Annotated in this window: 15 protein-coding genes; 5 read left to right on the top strand and 10 right to left on the bottom strand. The window is 64.4% G+C overall.

Annotation, left to right across the window (positions count from 1 at the left end):
- Positions 1-11: 11 nt before the first annotated feature.
- The gene (locus tag NKJ77_RS02070; RefSeq protein ID WP_352534097.1) at positions 12-1,223 is read left to right on the top strand and encodes a cytochrome P450; all 1,212 of its coding nucleotides are present in this window, start codon (positions 12-14) and stop codon (positions 1,221-1,223) included.
- Here NKJ77_RS02070 and NKJ77_RS02065 read toward each other — a convergent pair.
- The 4 genes from NKJ77_RS02065 to NKJ77_RS02050 all read right to left on the bottom strand — a co-directional run bounded on the left by NKJ77_RS02065 (position 1,189) and on the right by NKJ77_RS02050 (position 4,695).
- Positions 1,189-2,121 (bottom strand): glycosyltransferase family protein, encoded by a 933-nt coding sequence (locus tag NKJ77_RS02065; protein WP_352534095.1) that lies wholly within the window; start codon positions 2,119-2,121, stop codon positions 1,189-1,191. The genes NKJ77_RS02070 and NKJ77_RS02065 overlap by 35 nt on opposite strands.
- Positions 2,118-2,993, bottom strand: coding sequence for an alpha-1,2-fucosyltransferase (locus tag NKJ77_RS02060; protein WP_023686531.1), 876 nt, complete (start codon positions 2,991-2,993; stop codon positions 2,118-2,120). Before NKJ77_RS02060 ends, NKJ77_RS02065 begins: the two co-directional genes overlap by 4 nt.
- Before the next feature lie 105 nt (positions 2,994-3,098).
- The gene (locus NKJ77_RS02055) at positions 3,099-3,458 is read right to left on the bottom strand and encodes a hypothetical protein (protein WP_023691921.1); all 360 of its coding nucleotides are present in this window, start codon (positions 3,456-3,458) and stop codon (positions 3,099-3,101) included.
- 88 nt (positions 3,459-3,546) lie between these two features.
- Positions 3,547-4,695 carry an amidohydrolase gene (locus NKJ77_RS02050; protein WP_023831698.1) on the bottom strand — a complete coding sequence of 383 codons (1,149 nt, stop codon included), beginning with the start codon at positions 4,693-4,695 and terminating at the stop codon, positions 3,547-3,549.
- A gap of 278 nt (positions 4,696-4,973) precedes the next feature.
- Between NKJ77_RS02050 and NKJ77_RS02045 the strand changes: the two genes are divergently transcribed.
- The 3 genes from NKJ77_RS02045 (at position 4,974) to NKJ77_RS02035 (ending at position 6,630) form a co-directional block, all read left to right on the top strand.
- The gene (locus tag NKJ77_RS02045; RefSeq protein WP_023744108.1) at positions 4,974-5,969 is read left to right on the top strand and encodes a GlxA family transcriptional regulator; all 996 of its coding nucleotides are present in this window, start codon (positions 4,974-4,976) and stop codon (positions 5,967-5,969) included.
- Between the two features lie 68 nt (positions 5,970-6,037).
- The gene (locus tag NKJ77_RS02040) at positions 6,038-6,319 is read left to right on the top strand and encodes a type II toxin-antitoxin system ParD family antitoxin (protein WP_023669694.1); all 282 of its coding nucleotides are present in this window, start codon (positions 6,038-6,040) and stop codon (positions 6,317-6,319) included.
- Entirely contained in the window at positions 6,316-6,630 is a 315-nt protein-coding gene (locus NKJ77_RS02035) for a type II toxin-antitoxin system RelE/ParE family toxin (protein WP_023669695.1), read from the top strand. The genes NKJ77_RS02040 and NKJ77_RS02035 overlap by 4 nt, the downstream gene beginning before the upstream one ends.
- Here NKJ77_RS02035 and NKJ77_RS02030 read toward each other — a convergent pair.
- From NKJ77_RS02030 to eglC, 3 genes are read right to left on the bottom strand one after another with little or no spacing between them, the layout of a single operon-like run.
- Positions 6,617-7,936, bottom strand: a complete 1,320-nt coding sequence (locus tag NKJ77_RS02030; protein WP_352534092.1) for an HlyD family type I secretion periplasmic adaptor subunit — start codon at positions 7,934-7,936, stop codon at positions 6,617-6,619. The two genes, NKJ77_RS02035 and NKJ77_RS02030, sit on opposite strands and share 14 nt — an antisense overlap.
- Positions 7,937-7,939: 3 nt before the next feature.
- The gene (locus tag NKJ77_RS02025; RefSeq protein ID WP_352534090.1) at positions 7,940-9,700 is read right to left on the bottom strand and encodes a type I secretion system permease/ATPase; all 1,761 of its coding nucleotides are present in this window, start codon (positions 9,698-9,700) and stop codon (positions 7,940-7,942) included.
- The gene (gene eglC, locus NKJ77_RS02020) at positions 9,701-11,125 is read right to left on the bottom strand and encodes an endo-1,3-1,4-beta-glycanase EglC (RefSeq protein WP_023669698.1); all 1,425 of its coding nucleotides are present in this window, start codon (positions 11,123-11,125) and stop codon (positions 9,701-9,703) included.
- Between the two features lie 415 nt (positions 11,126-11,540).
- On the opposite strand from eglC, the gene NKJ77_RS02015 reads away from it, so the two are divergent.
- A complete protein-coding gene (locus NKJ77_RS02015) occupies positions 11,541-11,984 on the top strand; it encodes an SRPBCC family protein (RefSeq protein ID WP_023683102.1) in 444 nt (147 codons plus the stop codon).
- Positions 11,985-12,054: 70 nt separating this feature from the next.
- Here NKJ77_RS02015 and NKJ77_RS02010 read toward each other — a convergent pair whose 3' ends face one another.
- The 3 genes from NKJ77_RS02010 to NKJ77_RS02000 all read right to left on the bottom strand — a co-directional run bounded on the left by NKJ77_RS02010 (position 12,055) and on the right by NKJ77_RS02000 (position 15,430).
- Positions 12,055-13,020: a hypothetical protein gene (locus NKJ77_RS02010; protein ID WP_352534088.1), complete on the bottom strand. Its 966-nt coding sequence runs from the start codon at positions 13,018-13,020 to the stop codon at positions 12,055-12,057.
- Between the two features lie 128 nt (positions 13,021-13,148).
- On the bottom strand, positions 13,149-14,651 hold the full coding sequence (locus NKJ77_RS02005; RefSeq protein ID WP_023737555.1) for a helicase HerA domain-containing protein: 1,503 nt from the start codon (positions 14,649-14,651) through the stop codon (positions 13,149-13,151).
- A gap of 137 nt (positions 14,652-14,788) precedes the next feature.
- On the bottom strand, positions 14,789-15,430 hold the full coding sequence (locus tag NKJ77_RS02000) for a glutathione S-transferase family protein (protein ID WP_352534086.1): 642 nt from the start codon (positions 15,428-15,430) through the stop codon (positions 14,789-14,791).
- Between the last annotated feature and the right edge of the window lie 89 nt (positions 15,431-15,519).

Below are 15,519 nucleotides of genomic sequence, written 5' to 3'. Positions count from 1 at the left end.
TTCGAGCCGTCATGACAGCTCCGCATTTCGATCCGTTCGCGCTCGGCGACGACCCGTTTCCGCATTTCGCCCGCATGCGCGCCGCCGGCGGCATTGCGCGCGGCGTCGCGCCCTATCCCGAGCTGGCCGACGCGCATTATGTGTTCAGCCATGAGCTGGTGTCGGGCGCGCTGAAGCATCCCGCTCTTCTTCAGGCGCCGCCGGGTACATATGAAGAGGTCCGCCGCAAGCTCGTCGACCATGCGCCCATGGCTCTGCTCAGCCGCTCGGTGCTGCTCGCCGATCCGCCTCAGCATGGCGCCTTGCGCCGGCCGGTCGCTGGCTTTTTCTCACGGCCGGCCATCGAAGCGCTGACGCAAGGTCTTCGCGCGCTGAGCCACGAGCTGGTCGAGCGTGCGCTGGCGGATGGCCGCGTCGACGCCGTCGCCGGGCTCGCCGTGCCGGTGTCCTTCTGGCTGCTGCAGGAAATCCTCGGCATCGAGATCGAGGACCCTTGGGCGTTGAAATCGGTGACCCGCCGCATGGCCAGCGCATTCGACCTGCGAAGAGCGCAGCCGCCGGCAGCAAGCGCCGAGGCCTATCGCGAATGCCAGGCTTTTGTCGAGGAGCGGCTGGCTCGACAGGCCTACCGGCCGGACGGAATGGTTGCCGGCATGGTGCGGGAGGTTGCGCAAGGCCGCTGGTCGCGCGGGGACATGGTGGCCAACATCGTCTTCATGCTGTTTGCCGGACAGGAGACTGTCGTCGACGCTCTCGGGAACGCAATTGTTGCGCTGGATCGCTTTCCCGAACAGCGCGCGCTGCTCGAGCGCGGCGCTGTCGACTGGAGCAGCGCGGCGGCCGAACTGCTGCGCTATGGCGCCTCGGTGCAATACGCCGTCGCCCGCATCGCGGCGCAGGACATCGACCTCGGCGACGTCAGGATTGCGGCTGGCGAAGCGGTCGTGCCGGTGCTCGGCAGCGGCAATCGCGACGATGCCGTCTTCGCCGATGGCGACCGGCTGGACCTCACGCGCCCGCCAGCCATGTCGATGACCTTCGGCACCGGCCTGCATGTCTGCCTCGGGCAACATGTCGCCCGTATCGAGATCGCGGCGATGATAGCAGCCCTGTTCACCCGTGCGCCCGGATGGCGGCTCGATGCCGCAAATGCCGAGCGCCGCGCCGCGATGTCGTTTCACGGCATGGCTACCGCGCCGCTGATCCTCGACCCCGCTGCGTGAAAAGCGGCCGCGTCTGGGCGATGACCGCCGGGTCGAGCGACCTGACGATTTCCGAAACCTTTGCCCGCAAGGCGCCCACCGTCGCATCGTCGAGCGGATCGATAATATCGTTCTGATCTCTCGATACCCGGTACTCGTCCAGCGACGGCGCCTCGCTCAACGGCGTGAAGCCGCCGCCGCGGGCATGCTTGTCGGCCAGTTCCTGCCTCGATTTCACGGCATAGTGGCGGATCCAGCCGATCTTCCATTCCATCGGCATGGCCGCCGGGTGCTTGTCGAGCGTCATGCCGTCGACCAGCGTCCTGCGCAGCGAGATGCGGAAACCGTGCGGGTGCGGCATGAACTGCCCGGGATCCCGCAGCGCCTTGCGCAGCACCGAGGACACGCGGGCAAACGACTTCTTCCAGCGCGCGGTCGGGGCGTCATGCGTGCCGCGCCTTTGAAACCGCACCGTCACCAGTTCGTCGTCATAGGCCTCTTTGCCGTCGCTGCCGAAATTCACCCAGCGAAAGGCGACGCTGCGCACGCCCGGGCGGCTCAAAAGCGAGCGGACCAGTTCGGCTCCGCTCCAGGGCGGCCCGTCGAGCGGCTCGAGGAACTCGTCGGCGTCCATGAAGCCCAGATAGCGATAGCCGTGGAGCAATGCCTGCCAGTAAAGATAGGAATAGGCCCGCCGCTGCGGCAGCACCGTGTCGTGCCGCCAGTCGACGAGCCGGATCCAGCCGGCATCGCGCAACGCCTGGAGCACCGCCGACTGCGGGCCGGCGCTGCAGTTGTCGGCGATCATCAGGTCGAAGCCATGCAGCTTGTGCCAGGCGACCCACTCGATCACATAGGGCTGCTCCAGCTTCATGATCGCGCAGATCACCGGCCTGTTGACGGAAAACGGAATTCTCATCGCAACGCTTTCCCGGCGCCACCCGCTGCTGCTTGAGGCTCGACCTGACGGAACGGGATCGCATCGCCATAAAATGCCGCAAGCTGCTCCGAAGAGCCCGTCCAGTCGCCCATGTCGAACTGGTGGAACCGATAGCGTGGGTCGTCAAGCGGCAGCAGGTCGATATCCGGCCTGATGCACCGGTCGAATATGCCGGCCACCGGCAGATGGATCGTCCGCGCCGAAGACAACCAACCGGCCAGCCAGGAGAAGCTGCTCACCCCCGTGACGAGATGGCTCGCCCGGCGCAGCGTCTCGAAATCGGTCAATGGCGACGCCTTCGGCGCGAAGACAGCATCGGGAAAACGCTGACGCAGGCGCCGGCAATAATCGTTGTCGTCATGGGTCTGGCCGACGAAGACCGGCTTGCGGCCGCTATCCTTGATGAGCGTCTCGAAGAAGCCGAATGGCATCGGGCAATAGTTGCGGTGGAAGCCGTCGAGGATGTCGCCGGCCCGCACATGGATGACGAGAAAATCGTCGCCATGGGTCGGCGCGGCGACGGCACGCCCGTCGAACAGCCCGGAGACCTCGTCCCGGTCATAATAACCCAGCCGCTGCGCGAAGCCCTTGAAGCGGATGCTCCGCGCTCGCCTGTCGCGGAACGCGGCTATGATCCCGTCGAGGTCGTAGCGGTGATAGCCGTCGACCCGAAGCAGCCGGTATTTCCACAACAAAGGCGGCCGCACCCTGGCAATGGACCATTCCGGCAGGTCGGCGTCGCAGACATAGCCACCGGGGATACGCTTCGCCAGCACATGGCAAAACATGTACTGGAACATCTTGTTCGCCATGCCGCCAAACGGCTGCATCACGATGGGCACTTGCCGCATTGGACCCCTTTCGCCAAAGACGGTCATTGTTACCCGAGCTGCGCGGGCCGGTCGACTGGCCTCTGACGCCAAGGGCGCATCATGATCGCCGCCGGCAAGCCACCCTCAGGGGTAATGCGTCGGCTTTGGCGCGTAGATCTTTGGATCGAAGTCCAGATCCCTCGGCAAGGGCAGGCTTGAGCACTGCAAATGCACCTCGCGTGCGAGCAGCCTTCGCTGCTTCTGCTCGTTCTCCTTGATGGCCGCCACGAGGCCCATGCTGTAGGGCCCCAGCACGACGCCGGCGGCCCATCCCGGATGCTCCTTCTCGCGCGCGTCGTAATTCATGGCATCGGTGCGGGCCTGCTGGCATTCCGGCGTCGCCCATTTCGGGTCTTGGGTCGAGAGCGAGGCTCCATACTGGACCGGAGACGATACGCACCCTGCCACTGTCGCAGTCAACGCGACGACCATTGCAATTCTCATCCGCAAGCCCCTCCTAATGTAGGAGGCGACTACAAGACGATTCCAGCGGGAAAAAGGCAGCTTCAGGATGCGGATTTTGCAGGGCCGCTCACCCCAGCAGGTTGCGCGCCGTGCGCATGAAGATCTTCGAACCGATCGGGATCAGATCGTCGGGAAAATCATAATCGGGATTGTGCAATGACGGGGTGCGCTCGCCCGCGCCGAGGAAGAACATCGCCGACTTCGCCTTGTGGCCGAAGATGCCAAAATCTTCCGAAGCGCGCATCGGCAGGGCTTCCTCGCTGCGCGCGACGCCCTCTTCGTCCAGCGCGCGGTTGAGATGTTCCACCGCGTCCGGCGCATTGACGCTGGCGACGAAGATTTCGTGATAGTCGCAGCGCACGGAAAGGTGGTGCTCGGCCGCTATCCTGGCGGCCAGCGCCTCCGCAGCTGCGACCAGCTCCGCCATGCGCTCGTCACGCCTTGTGCGCAGCGTCGCCCAAACCTCGGCGTAGCCGGGCGCGATGCCGAACACGGCCTCGCCCATCGTCGCATGGGTGACGGTGACCATGCTGAAATCGTCATCGGCGAAAGTGCCGCGCCCCAGTGCCGGAAGCGCCGGCATCAGCTGGCTGATCGCCGGCATCGGCGACACGCCGGTTTCGGGCATGGAGGAATGCGCGGTCTTGCCGTCCAGCACGATGCGGATGCCGCGCGAGGCGCAGTTGACGACGCCGGGCTTGAGACGCACCTCGCCGAACGGCACGCCCGGCAGATTGTGCAGCGAGAAGGCGAAGTCCGGCGCGATCTCGCCAAAGCGTGGATCGGCGACGACGCCGGCCGCACCATTGCCGGTCTCCTCCGCCGGCTGGAACATCAAGACGACGCGGCCGCGGGCCGGCCGCTCACGCCCGAGCTGGCGGCCAAGTGCGGCGAGGATCGCGGTGTGGCCGTCATGGCCGCACATATGCGATTTTCCCGGCACCTGCGAGGCATGCTCGACGCCCGAAAGCTCCTCGATAGGCAGCGCATCGATCTCCGAGCGGAACAGCACCGTCGGTCCCGCCTGGCCGCTGTCATAGACCGCCGCCACGCCATGACCGCCGAGGCCGGTCAGCACCTTGTCCGGCGCTGTATCGGCGAGGAAGCTGACGACTTCCTTGGCGGTCTGTTCTTCCTCGTTGGAGATTTCCGGGTTTTGGTGCAGCTTGCGGCGCCATGCCGTCAGCTCGATGATATCGCGATTGGTGAGGGTCATGGCTTGGGCTCCGCTTTGGTGCTGCAGGTTACACAAACACGATAGGGTTTTTCTCACGCCGTGCCATGCTGATCAATTCCACTGGTCCATCTGCCTGTCTTGTGTGAGCGTAGATGACGACATCCCATGACCACCACACAACCCAGAGAATTTCCAGCTCCGCACTGAGGCCGTCGATCTCATCTCCGACATCCGGTGGCTTCTCCTGAAAAGCGCCGCGTGCTCGCCTGTGCGACATCTTTGCTTCCATCCACCCGAAGGAACGTTTCGGAGCAACAATGGCCAGGCGGTTTGCGTTTCTCTTGGTTCGCGACTTCACGCTGTCGCCGCTGTCGCTGTTCATCGACACGCTGCGGCTGGCCGGCGATGAAGGCGACCGCAGCCGCCGGATCGAGTTCGACTGGGAGATCGTCGGCGAGCGTGGCCTGCCGATCCGCGCGAGTTGCGGTGTCGAGTTGCTGCCGACCAAGGCGATCGGCAATCCGCAGGAGTTCGACAATGTCGTCGTGGTCGGCGGTCTGCTCGACACCAACCGCAGCCTCAGCTCCGAAAAGGAGGCCTTCCTGTTGCGGGCGGCCGAAAAGTGCGTGCCGCTGACGGCACTCTGCACCGGCAGCTTCGTGCTCGCGCGCTACGGCCTGCTCGATGGCTACAGTGCCGCCGTCAGCTGGTTCCATATCAAGGATTTCCGCAGCCAATTCCCTGACGTGAACGCCCATGCCGACAGCCTGTTTTCCGTCGATAGGGGCCGCTCGACCTGCGCCGGCGGCACGGGTGCGGCCGACCTTGCCGGCCATTTCGTGTCGCAGTTCATCGGCCGCAAGGCGGCGGAAAAAGCCGCCAAGATCCTCGTGCTCGACCGCATCCGCTCGAGCCTGGATGTGCAGCCCGTCGGCGATCTCTTTCCGGCCGCGTCGAGCCGAGCGGTGAAACGGGCGCTGCTTCTGATGGAAAGCAATCTCCAGGAGACGCTGTCGGTCGCCGAGATCGCGGGCCGGTTGCATTTATCCCGGCGCCAGCTTGAGCGGCTGTTCGGCGCCGAGCTCGGCATCGGCCCGATGGCCGCCTATCTTGCGCTGCGCGTACATCAGGCCAAGTCGCTGCTGGAGGGGAGCGACTTGGCAATCGGCGACATCGCCTACCGCTGCGGTTTTCCCAATGCCGGCCATTTCAGCCGTGTCTTCCGCCATCAGACCGGTATCACGCCGACCCATCTCAGGCATCCGAACCGAATGTCCGGTGTCTTTGCCGACGGCAAGGGGAGCGGTCCCTAAGCCTATATTGGGGCGTGCGATCTCGCCGTTGGTATGATAATATCATACCAACCTGATAGGAGGGATCGATGTCCGCCACCGAAAAACGCACCTTCAGCCTGCCGGCCGAGCAGGCTGCTTTCATCGACCAGCTCGTTCGGTCCGGCACATACGCGACCAGCAGTGAAGTGATCCGCGCCGGTCTTCGCGCATTGCAGGAACGCGACGCCGCCGTGGAGCGCTGGCTGCGTGAGGAGGTCGCGCCGACCTATGATAGGTGGAAGGCAGACCCCTCCCAGGCCATCCCGGCCGACAAGTCTTTTGACAGCATCCGCGCACATCACGCAGCTCGCCTCAAGGGGAACGTGTGAAGCGCCGGCATGTTGTCCTTTTGCCGGAAGCCCAGACGGACCTGTTATGGATATACGACACGGTCGCTCACGCATCCGGCAACCTCACCGCCCTTCGCTACATCGAGCGGATCGAGCGATTTTGCCTGGGTCTCGACTATGCCTCGGAACGCGGAACCCTAAGGGATGATGTGCGGCCGGGGCTTCGCATCGTTGGCTTCGAGCGCCGCCTGACTGTGGCCTTCACCGTAGAAGGCGACCAGGTGGTGATTCTCAGGGTGTTCTACGGCGGCGTCAACTGGGAGGACGAGTTGGCGCCTATCGCTCCGTGAACGCCCGCGCGAACGAGTCCAGCATCGGCCGCGCCAGATATTCGAGGAAGGTTCGGTCGCCGGTGCTGATAAACGCCTCGACCGGCGTTCCTGGGTAAAGCTGCTCGGCTTTCACGCCCTGCGGCAGCGTGTCGGTGATCTTCAGCCTGGCGCGGAAATACGCCTCATGCGTGGTTTCATCGATCAGCCGGTCGGCGGAAATTTGCTTCACCGTAGCCGGGACCTCAGGGGTGAGGCGCGCGTTCAGGGCGGACAGCCTGAGCTTCGCCGGCTGGCCGACGCGAACCAGGTCCACGTCTTTCGGCCGCAGCTTCGCGTCGACGATGAGGCCCGACGCGGTCGGCAGGATCTCCATGATCTTCTGCCCCGGCGCAATCACGCTGCCTTTGGAGTTGTAGATCGAGGATACCACGATGCCGGCTGCCGGCGCCTTGATCGTCGTGCGCCCCAGCACCGCCTCGGCTGCGGTGATCTGTTCGCCGATGTCGGCCAGGCTGGTGCGAACCTCGTCGAGCTTGGTCAGCGCGTCCTCGACGCGCTGCGTGGTCGCGCGCTCGACCTGCGCCTGGGCTTCGACGATCTGCGTCTTGGTCGCTGCGATATCCGCCTCCAGCGCGCCGGCCTGGCCGACCAGATCGGCCTCGCTGCGCAGAAGCTGCGAATATTCGCTGCGGTTGGTGAGACCCTTGTCGAGCAGGCCGGTCTTGATGCCGAGTTCCTTCTTCACGATCTCGGCCTGTTGCTGGATGGCGAGTTTCTGCGCCTCCAGTCCCAGCGCCGACTCACGATGCATGGCGACGCGCTGCGCCAGGATCGACTGCTCGGAGCGGAACCGGGCGAGCCTGGCCTCGAACTCCTTCTGCTGTTCGTGCACCAGATTGTCGAAATCGCGCTGGAACGGCGCGGGTGCTGCTTCGGCGATCGGCGCCAGCCTGTCCGATCCGTCGCGCTCGGCCTCAAGTCGCGCGGCACTTGCCCTGAGCGCGATCGTCTGTCTGGTCAGCCGGTTGAGGTCGGTCTCGGCCGCCCTGCGGTCGAGCAGGACCAGCGGTTCGCCTTGTTGCACGCGGTCGCCTTCATGCACCAGCAACTGCTCGATGATGCCGCCCTCGGGGTGCTGGATGAGGATGTTGCCGCCCGTCGCCGAGATCGTGCCGGAGGTGATCACCGCGCCGGAGAGCGGCGCGTTCGCCGCCCAATAGCCGAAGCAGCCGACGAAGAGCGCTATGGCCACGTAGCCGACGACGGCCATGCGGCGGAAGTCGGTGCGCGGTCGACCTTCGAAGGCGAGGCTCTGCTGCATCATCGTCTATGACCCGAAGCGGACGCTGTGCGGGCGCACGGTCGGCACGAACGAGCCTGTCACCACCGCGCTCCCGGCCTTGCCGGCCGCCGGTTGCCTCAGCACCTCGCTCGCAGGGCCGAAAGCTTCGACCATGCCGTTGCGCAGGACCATGACGCGGTCGCAGGCCGCGGCGATCGAAGGGCGATGCGTGATGACGACTGTCGTGACGCTTACACTTCGCGCGGCCGAAAGCATCCCTTCGAGCGCCGCCTCCCCACTGCCGTCGAGATGGGCGTTGGGCTCGTCCAGCACCAGGATGCGTGGCTTGCCGTAGAAGGCGCGCGCCAGCCCTATCCGCTGGCGCTCGCCGCCCGACAGCACGGTATGCGACGGGCCTATCATGGTCTGATAGCCGTCGCGCAGCGTGAGAATCAGCTCATGCGCCTCGGCGCGCCTGGCCGCTTCGACGATCGCGGCGTCATCGGCGTCGGGTTCGAAGCGGGCGACATTTTGCGCGATCGATCCCGGGAAAAGCTCCACCTCCTGCGCGAGATAGCCGATATGCCTGCCAAGCTGGGTTTCGTCCCAGCTCCTCAGGTCGGCGCCGTCGACCCTGACCGCGCCGCCGGTCGGCTGCAGCGCGCCCACAAGCAATTTCGCCAGCGTCGATTTGCCGGCCCCGCTCGGGCCGACGATCGCCACCGCTTCGCCGGCGCCGATGGCAAAATTCAACCGCTTGAGGATGGGCTCCGTGCCGAAAGCCGCAGTCGGCGCGATGAAGAACAGATCCTGCACCGAAATCGCGCCCAATGGATCGGGCAGTGCGAGCTTGCGCCCCTGCGCTGGTTGCGCCGCAAGGGCGGTGTCCAGCCGCTTCCAGCATCGCTTGGCGTCGACGATCTGCCGCCAGGATCCGATCAGCTGGTCGAGCGGCTGCAGCGCGCGCGACGACACCAGCGACGAAGCGAAGATCATGCCGGCGGTCATCTGCCCTTGTAGCACCAGCCACGCGCCGGCGCCGAGGATCGCCAGTTGCAGCATCATGCGCAGCGCCCGCGACGTCGCGCTGAAGATCGCATTGGCGCTTCCGGAACGGTCATGCAGGGTCAGCGCCTCAGCAACGTGCTGTCCCCAGACCGCGGCGGCATTTTGCACCATGCCCATGGCGCGCAGCGTGTCGGTGTTGCGGGCGAAGGCCTGCTCCGCCTGGCTGGCCACCGCCGAGCGTTCCGCCGACATGGCATCGTTCCTGCCGATGGCAAGCTGGTTGGCCACGACCAGGAGAAACAGCAGCACGGCACCGGCGAGCGTCAGCCAGAACAGGACGGGATGGATGAAATAGAGCAAGGCCAGGAAGACGGGCGCAAACGGCAGGTCGAACAACACCGCCACGCCGCGCGACCTGATGAAGGCGCAAGTCGTGGCAAGGTCGTTCAGCGGCGACAGCCCGCTGCCGGCATGTCTGGCGCCAAGCGAGGCGGCGAATGTCCGCGCGCCCAGTTTCTGGTCGACGGTGGCCGCAACACGTTGCGCGTAGATGGCGCGGACCGCGTCCAGCAGGCCGAGGAAGGCGAGCGCGAGGACCGCCATGGCCGAGAGATAAAGCAGCGTCTCGACGCTGGAGGACGGCAACACCCGGTCATAGACCTGCAGCAGATAGAGCGGGATCACCAGGAGCAGGATGTTGATCAGCAACGAAAAGATGCCGATATCGGCGATGCCGCGCAGGAAAACCGGGCGCAGGCCGATGGCGGCATCCCTGAGTGGCGCGCGGTCCCGTGACATCTAGACCGCGTGCTCGGCTGTCGTGCTCAGATGGCTCTGCTGCAAATCGTTCAGCGTATAGGCGTGGATATAGTCGATCTTCATTTGCGCGGGCGTCGCCAGATGGTCGGGCGGCGCGCCGGCTTGACCGCCGACCGCAAGGTCGACCAGCATATACATGGGCTTGTTCATATCGGACGGCGTCGCCGCTTCCGCGACCTGGACGCCATCATAGGTCCAGACCAGCTTGTCCGGCGTCCACAACAGGCCATAGGTGTGATAGCCGTCGGTGTTGGAGACATTCACCGTCGACCCGACCGTGGTGTGGGTTCCCGTCTCATTTGTGTGCGCGGTCATGAGAAGCGCATTCGGGTTCTGCCCATACATTTCGATCACGTCGAGTTCCGGGGGCCATGAACCGTCTTCGGGCAGAAGCCAGAAGGCCGGCCACGCGCCGGCATTTTCCGGGAGATCGGCCCGCATTTCGAAATAGCCATAGGTCTGCGAGAAGGTGTCGTGCGTCGTCAGTATGCCGGAAGTGTATTCGTAATTGTTGATCAGCGGCTTGATGTCGTCGGGCGCATGCGCCGCGGTTATGGTGAGCACGCCGCTTGCGACGCTGAACGGATGGACCGAGCTGGTCGGCGCATAATTGGCGTCGATATACCATTGCAGCTCGCCGTTCTGGGGCTGCGAGCTGCCGTTCTGCGCCCCCCACCAGAAATTGGAATCCCAGATGCCGCTCTGGCCGTTCCACAGGCTCAGCGTGTTGAAATCGTCGTTGAACGACAGCGTCATGCCGGTCTTGTCGATCGGCAGCTCGAACTGGCCGGGCTGAAACTTGTCGATCGTGGTGTTGTGGAACACCAGCACCTCGCTCGAGCCGAGGTTCAGCTGCACGTTCGATCCCACCTGGACCATATTGGCGTGGACGGCCTCGAACGAGGTGAAGGCATAGCCGTTGAGGCGCACCGTGTCGGTCGCGCCGAAATCGGAGATAAGGTCGCTGCCATTGCCCTTGGTGATGATGAAGGTGTCGGCGCCGGCGCCGCCGATCAGCACGTCATTGCCCTTGCCGCCGTCCAGCGTCTGGCTGCCAGCGCCGCCCGTTATGATGTTGTCCTGAGCATTGCCGAAGGCATAGTGGCCGTCGCCGGTGACGACGAGGTTCTCGAAATTGGCGGGCAGCTTGTAGCTCATCCAGGTATCGATCGTGTCGACGCCCGCGCCGTAGTTCTCGACCGCTTTGTTGATCGTCGAATAGAGATGGTAATAGTCGTCGCCCGCGCCGCCATACATGGTGACCTTGACGTTGGTGTCGCCCCAGAAGGAATCGTTGCCCGAGGTGCCGTAGCGGTAAGGCGCGCCTCCAGTCGCCGAGAACCAATGGGTGGAAGCGCCGGTATAGGGAAGTGGAATGCCTTTGGCGTTGAGGACTGTGGTCATTCCGACACTCCTTGCGCGTGCTGCCTTGGTCGTTCGACAACCTTCGAGCGACCATTTCGGATCAACTCTTAAATTGATCCGTCGTTCCAGGGAATCATTCTATAGTACACCAAGGAGATCGTCGCCCCTCATTTAATAGATAATGCCGAAGGCGTTAAGCTGATCCTAATACAACTTTGTAGGAGAGACTTACAATTTTAATAATTGTGAGATCCGCGCCGAAAGGTTAGGCAACCTGTCAATGGTTCATGCAATTTGACGCGACACGACCGCCTGCCTGAGGCGGCGACTCGAAGTCGCGGGCGGATGGCTGCCGGCAAAGGGCTCAAGAAAATTTGACAGGCTATGTCGGACCGGGTGAGGTTCACCCGTCCTTGGGGCATCGAACAACGAAACCACAAAGGATACCGAAGAGATGCCAAGCACCGTACGTTTGCACCGCGTTCTGACGACCAGCCCGGAGAAGGTCTACCGCGCATTCACAGAAGCCGACGCGCTGGCGAAATGGCTTCCGCCGAACGGCTTCACTTGCACCGTGCACAGCTTCGACGCGAAAGTCGGTGGCGCCTTCAAGATGTCGTTCCGAAACTTCACGACGGGCGGCAGCCATTCCTTCGGCGGCGAATATCTCGAACTCGTTCCCGGCGAGCGCCTGCGCTACACCGACAGGTTCGACGACCCCAATTTGCCCGGCCAGATCGAAGTAACCGTGCTCCTGAAGAAAGTGTCGGTCGGCACGGAACTCGACATCACGCAGGCCGGCATTCCGGACGTTATTCCGGCCGAAGCCTGCTATCTCGGCTGGCAGGAGTCGCTGCGCAATCTGGCAAAGCTCGTCGAACCCGAGATCAATCAGTAGAGCCCATCGGATCGGCGGCGCCGCCCAGCCAGTCCGCGCCGCCGACAATGCCGAGCCGAGGACTCATCCCTCACCGCCCGGTGCAGATCGGCAACGGTTGTGGCGGCGGTGGCGGGTTGTCCTTGGCGTATTGCGCGATGATCGGCTCAAGGCTCTTTCGCGGCCAGAATTTCGGCTTCCCGATCTCCTTCAGGCAGGACGCATTCCAATAGGCGCCCGATTTACCAACGGCGGTGATGTCGCGCGATTCCGGGTAGATATAGAGCGTCGTCGGATTGCCCTTCACCATCGAAATGATCTGGTCGGCGTCGGACGGCGACCAGCTGGTGCAGCCATTGCTGCGGCCGCCGGCATAATCCACCAGCTTGCCGTATGGCACGAAGCCGTCATGGTCGGCATAGGAGCTGTTCGGGTTCTTGCGCAGGCACATGCCGCGCAACAGCCGCGCCGCGTGGCCACCGATCACCCGCTGCCTGGCATTCGCCGTCTCCCCCTCACCGTCGAACTGGATGAAGGTGCGCAGCAGCGCCTGGTCCTTTTTTGCGCCGATGCGGTAAAAACCCTTGAATGAGGTCTTTGCCTCGCCGGTCATATAGGCGCCACCGGTCGTCAAGGACGAGTCCAGGGCATTGCCGAAGTTTTTCGCGCAGCGTTTGCCGTTGGAGAAATCGACCACGCCTTTCAAATTGCGGCCGCCGCCATGGCCCGACGAGATCGCCCTGAACGACTGCTTGGCCTCGCAAATGACGTAGTAGCGCCGCCCCAGCACGCCATTGCCGAGATCGCCGGGGCGCGTCGCATCCATGGCGAAATAGCAGCCATTGTGGACCGCGCCTTGCGCGACCTTCTTCAGGTAAAGCGCGCGCGCCCGCTCCAGCACCACTTGCGAAATCTCGCCGTCGTCATTGCCGACATGGGCCTGCAGCCAGGCCGGTATATCGGAGGACGCGGCAAAAGACCGGGCAGACATCGTCAAGGCGATGCCGGCGATGGCAAGGAGGCCAAAGACAAAGACAGCCAGAGATTTCAACCGCACCGGACAACCCTCCCGCCCGAACCGTTCTGCGATTCTCGGAAACCCATCATAAATCGTCGCGCGCCGATCGGCGAAACACATCTTGTTCAGAACCGCGCAAGCAAGTCAGGTAGCTGCCTGTTCGCCTTTCAGAGCGCCAGGCTGCCCTGTTCCGCCTCCGCGGCATTGGGGTCGCCCGGCGCCGTCGCCCAGGCGAGCTCGACCAGCGTCACCGTGCGGCGGCCGGTGCCGTCGAGCTGGCAGACGATGAGGCCCTGCTCCTCGATATAGGTGAGCAGCCGCCGGGCGCGCCGCAGCGAATGCGAGCCGTAGGCGCGCGCGATCGCCGCGTCGCTCGGGCACGGCCAGCCTTCTTTGGCGGCGCGGGCGATCATCATGAACACGCCCTGCATGTCCTCGGGCAGCAGCGAGGCGCGCACGGAAACGTCCTGCCAGGCGTCATCGCCTGCCATGTCGGCGCCGAGCCCGGCGCGGGCACGCGTCAGCATGCGACGGAATTCTGAGAGGTCCGGCACCACCGAAGCGAGGCCTTCGATGCGGCAGCGGACGACGAACTCCTGATAAAGCACGCCGATGACGCGGAAACCCGCATCGGGCTGCGCCAGGATGGCGCGCAGGACACGGTCCACCCGCTCTCGCCGCTCGGCCATATCCTCGGCGCTTACCGCCGGTTCCGCAGGTTCCGGGCGGATCTCCATCGCCGCCGATTTGGCCGCCATCAGCTGGTCGAGCAGCTCCGGCGACGCCATCCGGCGCGGCGCGCGCATCGTCTCGGGCGGCGGCGCCGCCAGGATGATGGCGCGCGCGTCTTCAAGCGCTGTTTCCGGCATTGCCATCAGCCGCGGCGTACCGTTGCGCGGGCTGGTCTCGGTCTGGCCGATGCGCACGCCCAGCGGACGGCGCGACAGCGCTGGGCCCAACGCCATGAAGTGCCCGCGCTCCAGGTCTCGAAACGCCTCGGCCTGACGCCGTTCCATGCCCAGAAGGTCGGCGGCGCGCGCCATGTCGATATCGAGGAAGGTACGGCCCATGAGGAAATTGGACGCCTCCGCCGCTACATTCTTGGCGAGCTTTGCCAGCCGCTGCGTGGCGATGATGCCGGCAAGGCCGCGCTTGCGGCCGCGGCACATCAAATTGGTCATGGCGCCGAGCGAGAGCTTTCGCGCCTCGTCGGACACTTCGCCGGCCACGGCGGGCGCGAACAGCTGCGCTTCGTCGACCACCACCAGCATCGGATACCAATGCTCGCGGGCAACCTCGAACAACCCGCCGAGAAAGGCAGCGGCGCGCCGCATCTGGTTCTCGGCATCGAGCCCTTCGAGATTGAGCACCGTGGAGACGCGGTGGATGCGCGCCCGCTCGCCGGCTGCTTGCAGGCCACGCTCCGTATGCTCCTCGGCATCGATGACCAGATGGCCGTAATGGTCGCCCAGCGAGACGAAATCGCCTTCCGGGTCGATGATGGTCTGCTGCACCCAGGGCGCGCTCTGCTCCAGGAGCCGGCGCAAAAGGTGCGATTTGCCGGAGCCGGAATTGCCCTGCACCAGAAGCCGGGTGGCCAGCAGCTCCTCAAGGTCGAGCGCCGCCGACGCACCCGCCGTCGTCTGTCCCATCTCGATGGCTACGGTCATGTCACGACTCTCCTTGCGGACAGGGCTTATCAACCCGGCCGCGAGCCGTCGAGCGCGCCATGGCAACTCGCCCGCTGTTCCACACCTATGCTGCCAAAGCGCCACACATCAGCCCATCTGCCCAAAGGGAAGGCACATCAAGCGGAGTTGACCGGCGGCAGAAGCGGCGCTTCCAGCCCGTTGAAGGGATCGCGCCAGGCATCGATGGCTTCGAGCCGGCGATACCAACCCAGAACAGAGGGATAGTCCGCCAGCGGCAGGCCGGCTGCATCGTTGAACGGCAAAAACGTCGCCATGCGGAAATCGGCATAGGAGAGCGACTTGCCCACAAGCCATGGCCGCTTGGCGAGCTCCGCCTCGAGAATCGCTGCCGCGATGCGGAACTCCGCCAGCCCCTCCTCGACCTTGCCCTGGTCGACGGGCGCAATCCCGTAGCGCTGCTTGGTTCCGCGCTCGAAATGCACGATGTCGCAGGCCCGGACGAAATTCTCCTTGCCCCAGCTCAGCCAGCGGATCATGTCGGGTTGGTCATCGCCGCCGCGCCAGAAATCCGAACCCGCTTCGCGCGACAGAAGGCAGGCTATGGCGTCTGCTTCCCACAGGCTGCCGCCCGGCCATGCCAATATCGGCAGGGTAAGATTGGGATTGAGCTGACGAAACCGCTCAGCCTGCCCGGGCGCCATGGGTGCCGCAAACTCACACTCGACCTTGGCCTGCAGATGACGTGCAGTTGCAACCGCGAGGCGCGGATTGGGATTGCGGCTGAAGTACAGTTTCATGTCCCGTCCTGGACGCTGTGGGCTCGATCCTATCAAACACGCAAACGTGCCCTCCAGGCAATCTGGTCGGACCACGATTCCGCTGGCAC

It is taken from the genome of Mesorhizobium sp. M0052 (assembly GCF_040323255.1).
Taxonomy (GTDB): Bacteria; Pseudomonadota; Alphaproteobacteria; order Rhizobiales; family Rhizobiaceae; genus Mesorhizobium.
This window is presented reverse-complemented; position numbering and strand designations above follow the sequence as displayed.

Coding starts and splice junctions, on each gene's coding strand:
- NKJ77_RS02070 (WP_352534097.1), top strand. CDS start 12: ATGACAGCTCCGCATTTCGATCCGTTCGCGCTCGGCGACGACCCGTTT.
- NKJ77_RS02065 (WP_352534095.1), bottom strand. CDS start 2,121: ATGAGAATTCCGTTTTCCGTCAACAGGCCGGTGATCTGCGCGATCATG.
- NKJ77_RS02060 (WP_023686531.1), bottom strand. CDS start 2,993: ATGCGGCAAGTGCCCATCGTGATGCAGCCGTTTGGCGGCATGGCGAAC.
- NKJ77_RS02055 (WP_023691921.1), bottom strand. CDS start 3,458: ATGAGAATTGCAATGGTCGTCGCGTTGACTGCGACAGTGGCAGGGTGC.
- NKJ77_RS02050 (WP_023831698.1), bottom strand. CDS start 4,695: ATGACCCTCACCAATCGCGATATCATCGAGCTGACGGCATGGCGCCGC.
- NKJ77_RS02045 (WP_023744108.1), top strand. CDS start 4,974: ATGGCCAGGCGGTTTGCGTTTCTCTTGGTTCGCGACTTCACGCTGTCG.
- NKJ77_RS02040 (WP_023669694.1), top strand. CDS start 6,038: ATGTCCGCCACCGAAAAACGCACCTTCAGCCTGCCGGCCGAGCAGGCT.
- NKJ77_RS02030 (WP_352534092.1), bottom strand. CDS start 7,936: ATGATGCAGCAGAGCCTCGCCTTCGAAGGTCGACCGCGCACCGACTTC.
- NKJ77_RS02025 (WP_352534090.1), bottom strand. CDS start 9,700: ATGTCACGGGACCGCGCGCCACTCAGGGATGCCGCCATCGGCCTGCGC.
- eglC (WP_023669698.1), bottom strand. CDS start 11,125: ATGACCACAGTCCTCAACGCCAAAGGCATTCCACTTCCCTATACCGGC.
- NKJ77_RS02015 (WP_023683102.1), top strand. CDS start 11,541: ATGCCAAGCACCGTACGTTTGCACCGCGTTCTGACGACCAGCCCGGAG.
- NKJ77_RS02005 (WP_023737555.1), bottom strand. CDS start 14,651: ATGACCGTAGCCATCGAGATGGGACAGACGACGGCGGGTGCGTCGGCG.
- NKJ77_RS02000 (WP_352534086.1), bottom strand. CDS start 15,430: ATGAAACTGTACTTCAGCCGCAATCCCAATCCGCGCCTCGCGGTTGCA.